A 5020-nucleotide genomic window follows, 5' to 3' on the forward strand; every position below is an offset into this window, starting at 1 on the left:
ACCGTCGACGCCTACCTCCGCCGCATCCGCGCCAAGCTCAACATCAACAGCACCGCCGAGATGACCCGAATGGCCATCACCCTGGGCCTGTGACACCGCGCCACTCCGGCGATACACCACGTCACCACGCCATACGACCTGACCGAGATCGGCCCCTGCGACTCCTACGACTCTCCGACCCCTACGCCTCCACCAGTCCGCATGGCCGCCCACGGACACCGCCGAAAAGGAGCCGCCCGCACGCCCCGTCGCCGGGGCCCGTACGCCTGCTGGCCACGTTGCCGCCCATGCACCGGGTGCGTATGTACCGCCTCGTACACGAAAGGCTGGGCCATCAGCGCGCTCAGGGTGCAGAGGGAGTCCTCGACGACCCGGCGGACGCCGTCCTCAGTGGGGCAGCGGCAGGTCGCACCTGGAGGTCGAAGAATCGACCGAAGGCCCGGGCACGATGCCGGTCACGCGCCGCGCGAAAGACTTCGCCGTCCACTGCGACCCACACGTCGCGCTCACCCAGGACGGACTGCAGCCCCCACCTCGCCGGCCCCGGAGATGTACTCCGTCCACAGCCGACGAAGCGATTACTTCTTCTTGTCACGCTCAACTTACAGCGCGCGGAGCGGCTTTGGGCAAGATCCGGGTCGTGCCGCATAATCGCCAGTCGAAGCCAGGACCTGCGCGAATACATGGGGGTTGTGATGGTCGACGTGATTGTTGCGGGTGGTGGACCGACCGGTTTGATGCTCGCCGGCGAGCTACGGCTACACGGTGTACAGGTGGTCGTACTGGAGAAACTGACGGAGCCGACCGGACAGTCCCGCGGGCGCGGCCTGCACGCGCGCACCGTCGAGATGATGGACCAGCGCGGCCTGCTCGACCGGTTCCTCGCCGTCAGCGAGAAGTTCCAGGTCGGCGGCTTCTTCGCCGGCATCACCAAGCCGTGGCCCGACGGGGTGGACACCGCACACCCGTACGGCATTTCCATCTCGCAGCCGGCCACCGAGCGCCTGCTGACCGAGCGCGCCGTCGAACTGGGTGCCGACATCCGGCGGGGCTGCGAACTGGTCGGACTGAGCCAGGACGAGCACGGTGTGACAGCCGAACTGGCCGACGGAACGCGGCTGCGGGCTCCCTACCTCGTCGGCTGCGACGGTGGCCGCAGTCTGGTGCGCAAGCTGCTCGGTGTCGGCTTCCCCGGTGAGCCCGCCAAGGTCGAGACGTTGTTGGCCGATGTAGAGGTGGCCGAGGATCCGGCGACGGTGGCCGCTGTCACGGCCGAGATCCGCCAGACCCACGTACGCTTCGGTACCGTGCCCATGGGGGACGGGGTGTACCGCATCATCGTTCCCGCCGAAGGGCTGGCCGAGGACCGTGCGACCGCCCCGACCTTCGAAGAGTTCAAGCAGCGCCTGCGGGTGTTCGCCGGCACCGACTTCGGCGCGCACTCGCCGCGCTGGGTGTCCCGGGTCGGCGACGCCAGCCGGCAGGCCGAGCGCTACCGGGTCGGCCGGGTGCTACTGGCCGGCGACGCGGCGCACATCCACCCGCCGACCGCCGGGCAGGGCCTCAGCCTCGGCATCCAGGACGCGTTCAACCTCGGTTGGAAACTGGCCGCCGAGGTGGCCGGCTGGGCCCCGGAAGGGCTGCTGGACAGCTACCACGCCGAACGCCACCCGGAGGGCGCCCGCGTACTGGCCGAAACGCGCGCGCAGGGCTTGTTGCTGGAGGCAGACTCCGGTTCCAAGGCATTGCGAGAGCTGTTCTCGAAGCTGTTGGACTTCGAGGAGGTGAACCGGTACGTCACCGAGATGATCACCGCGGTCGGGGTCCGCTACGACTTCGGCGACGGCCACGAACTGCTCGGCCGCCGGTTGCGGGACGTGAAGCTGAAGCGGGGGCGCCTCTACGAGCTGATGCACGGCGGCCGCGGCCTGCTGCTCGACCAGACCGGCCGCCTTTCGGTGCAGGGCTGGGCGGACCGGGTCGACCACGTCATCGACGTCAGTGAGGAACTTGACGTACCCGCGGTACTGCTGCGGCCGGACGGCCACGTGGCGTGGGTGGGTGAAGACCAGCAGGAGCTGCTCAGTCACCTGCCCAAGTGGTTCGGCGCCGCCGCCGGCTGAGCGCGCCGTCGCGCCCCGCCACGGGACGGCCGTGCCGGTGGCGACCGGTCTCCAGGAGCTCGGCGACTTCCTCCAGCGTGAACCCGAGCCGCTGGGCGGCTTCGATCACCCGCAGGGCGGTCACCGCGTCCTCGCCGTACAGGCGGTGTCCTCCAGGACTGCGGGCCGGCTCGGCTGGCAGGCCGCGCCGCTCGTAGTAGCGCAGGGTCTGGATGTTCACCCCGGCCGCGTCGGCGACCTGCCCGCTGCGCAGGCCCGCGCTCACCGTTGCTCCCCGCCGGGTGGCGTCCGTGCGGCCAGTGCCTCCAGGACCGCCTCGTGCGCGGGGTCGACCGCGATCTCGAGACGGACCAGGCCCTTGCCGGGGGTGGTGGTGAAGGTGAAGAACGAGCAGCAGCCGCTCTCGCGCTCCACCAGGTCCCGGATGCGGTCCTCGACACCCGGCCCGTCGGCCAGGTCCAGGCGCAGCCGGAGTCGCTCGGACCTCGACAGCCAGGTCAGCCGCTCGGCGAACAGCGCATCCCACTCCGCGACCCGCAAGGGCAGCTCCTCAGTGGGCAGCGTGCAGGACTGCGGCACCACGCCAGATCACTCATCGCGCTCACTCCCGTCCTCGGCCCCGGTGAGGGGGCACACTTCCGACGGTAAACCTGTACCTGGGTACCGGATGCAAGCCCGTGAGCATGCCACCGGTCCGCGTCAGGCGGCCCGCCCGCGTCCTTCGGCGGCCCCGGACCCGCATGGTGAGGTTCGCGGGAGTGCACGGCCACCAGCAGCACCCGGTCCGCCTGTGGCAGACACCACGGCCCACCCCCGCCGGACCGGCTCCCGCACCCAGCCCTCTGCAGCACCCTTCAGACCCGGATGCGGGAGAGGTCCCGGTCCGCGAGCTCCGGTCGGGCGGTGAGCGAGGCGCGCACCGCCTCCAGGATCGGGAGCGGGGCGTGGCCGGTGGCCAGGGCCACGTCCTTCGCGGCCAGGGCCACCGGAAAGTGGGAGGCGTCGGCGTACGTACGCGCCACCGCGCCCGCCAGCGGTCCGCGGGCCAGTTCGGCGCGGACCAGCTCCTCCGGCAGACCCAGGGCCTGACCCAGCCTCAGGGCCTCCGCCACCAGGCCGACTCCGCCGACCACCGCGTTGATCAGCACCAGCTTGAGCGCGGCCCCGGAGCCCGCCGGGCCGCACACTGTGACCTCGCCGAGCGTGGTCAGCAGCTCGGAGACCGGGCCGGGCAGCGGGTCGCCGCCCGCCAGCACCCACAGCGTCCCCGTGGCGGCCCGGTCCACGCTGCCCATCACCGGCGCGTCGGTCAGCGTCACCCCCTCCGGCAGCCGCTTCGCGAGCGCCCCCACCGCCTCCGGACCGACCGTCGAGGTGTCGATCCAGTGGACGCCGGGCCGCAGGGCCGACGGGTCCGACAGGATGCCGTCGGAGACGGCCCGCAGGGCCGCCGGATCGGCCAGCATCGTGACGACGAGGTCCGCGTCGCGGACCGCCCCGGCGGGCGTGGCGGCGACCGTCGCACCGGCGGCCACCAGCGGTTCCGCCTTGTCCGGCGTCCGGTTCCACACCGTCAACACGTGCCCCTGGGCGAGCAGGTGACGGGCCATCGGAGCGCCCATGTGACCAAGGCCGAGGAATGCGATCTTCTTCGTTGTGTCCATGCGACGACGCTAGGCCCGGGCCTCGGCATGCGACAAGCGAATGTCTAGCATGGCTGCCATGCCCCTACCGCATGAGCTGTACGAGGTCTTCCTCCGCGTGGCCCGCCTGGACTCCTTCACCGCCGCCGCCCGCTCCCTCGGCTACACCCAGTCCGCGGTCTCCCGGCAGATCCAGGTCCTGGAGGACGAGTGGGGAACCCCGCTCTTCGACCGCCTCCCGCGCGGGGTCCGCCTCACCGAGGCCGGCCGGATCCTGCTTCCGCACGCCGAGGCCGTCGGCGAGCGGCTGCGTACTGCCCGCGCCGAACTCGATGTCCTGCGCTCCCTCGGCGCCGGGCGGCTGCGGATCGGGGCCTTCTCCACCGCCGACGCCGCGCTGCTGCCGCGCGCACTCGCCGCCTTCCGGAGCCGCCACCCAGCCGTCGCCGTCACCCGCACCGAGGGTCCTTCCGCCAAGCACCTGGCCCTCCTCGCCGCCGGGGACCTCGACCTCGCCGTCATCGCCGACACCTCCGGGCGGCCGCCGCAGGGCTGCACCCCGCACCACCTGCTCGACGAGCGGATGTACGTGGCCCTGCCGGGCGGCCACCGGCTCGCCGGGCGCACCGACGTGCGGCTGGCCGAACTGGCCGACGAGGAGTGGATCGCGGGCGGCACCCGCCCCGAGGAAACCCTGATGCGCTCCGCGCTGGAGGGGGGCTTCCGCCCACGGACGGGTTTCGTCGCCGCCGACTGGATCGCCAAGCAGGGCTTCGTCGCGGCCGGGCTCGGCGTCACCCTGATCCCGGCGCTCGCCGCCTCCTCGGCGCGGGCCGACCTCTCGCTCGTCCCCCTGCATCCGGACGACACCCCGCGCCGCCAGGTCTACGCGGCCACCGCACGCGGGAGCGCCCCCTCCCCCGCCGCCCTGGCCTTCCTGGCCCTGCTGAAGGAAACCGCGCGCGGGCTGGGGTCCTGAACCGGGTGAAGGTCGCCGCAGCGCGGAGCGCTCCGACAACGCAGTGGGGTACGGGTCCAGGCGGCGCGGGCCAGGCGTGATCCGAAAGGGCAGGCTTAGGTCGTGCCGTCGAAGTCCCGTCTGGCTGGCGGGGCCTGCCCCCGCCCTCCCGGCGGCCGACGCTACTTCGACGACACTCCCTAGTACTGCAACGGTGCTTGCCGTGACGGTTGGGCAGGTCGGTCGTTGGTCAGGAAATGGGTGGGGAACTTGGGGATGCCCGGTTGTGGGCTGGT

The 5020-nt window shown here is 72.0% G+C and carries 5 protein-coding genes and 1 pseudogene; 2 read left to right on the forward strand and 4 right to left on the reverse strand.

Going from position 1 to position 5020, the window contains the following annotated elements; all coding sequences use genetic code 11:
- Window positions 1–695 precede the first annotated feature (695 nt).
- The gene (rox, locus tag AB0D48_RS37070) at window positions 696–2123 is read left to right on the forward strand and encodes a rifampin monooxygenase (RefSeq protein ID WP_362407665.1); all 1428 of its coding nucleotides are present in this window, start codon (window positions 696–698) and stop codon (window positions 2121–2123) included.
- Here the strand turns inward: rox and AB0D48_RS37075 are convergent.
- From AB0D48_RS37075 to AB0D48_RS37090, 4 genes and pseudogenes are all read right to left on the reverse strand, one after another.
- A complete protein-coding gene (locus AB0D48_RS37075) occupies window positions 2083–2388 on the reverse strand; it encodes a MerR family transcriptional regulator (protein WP_362407668.1) in 306 nt (101 codons plus the stop codon). The two genes, rox and AB0D48_RS37075, sit on opposite strands and share 41 nt — an antisense overlap.
- Entirely contained in the window at window positions 2385–2705 is a 321-nt protein-coding gene (locus AB0D48_RS37080; RefSeq protein ID WP_362407671.1) for a hypothetical protein, read from the reverse strand. The genes AB0D48_RS37075 and AB0D48_RS37080 overlap by 4 nt, the downstream gene beginning before the upstream one ends.
- A 154-nt stretch (window positions 2706–2859) precedes the next feature.
- Window positions 2860–2941 (reverse strand): annotated as a pseudogene (locus AB0D48_RS37085) (IS5/IS1182 family transposase); the annotation flags it as partial.
- A gap of 36 nt (window positions 2942–2977) precedes the next feature.
- Window positions 2978–3787 (reverse strand): NAD(P)-dependent oxidoreductase, encoded by an 810-nt coding sequence (locus AB0D48_RS37090; RefSeq protein ID WP_362407674.1) that lies wholly within the window; start codon window positions 3785–3787, stop codon window positions 2978–2980.
- Window positions 3788–3845: 58 nt separating this feature from the next.
- Between AB0D48_RS37090 and AB0D48_RS37095 the strand changes: the two genes are divergently transcribed.
- The gene (locus tag AB0D48_RS37095; RefSeq protein WP_362407677.1) at window positions 3846–4745 is read left to right on the forward strand and encodes a LysR family transcriptional regulator; all 900 of its coding nucleotides are present in this window, start codon (window positions 3846–3848) and stop codon (window positions 4743–4745) included.
- Window positions 4746–5020 lie beyond the last annotated feature (275 nt).

Source organism: Streptomyces sp. NPDC048269 (assembly GCF_040652395.1).
In the GTDB taxonomy this organism is placed as follows: domain Bacteria; phylum Actinomycetota; class Actinomycetes; order Streptomycetales; family Streptomycetaceae; genus Streptomyces.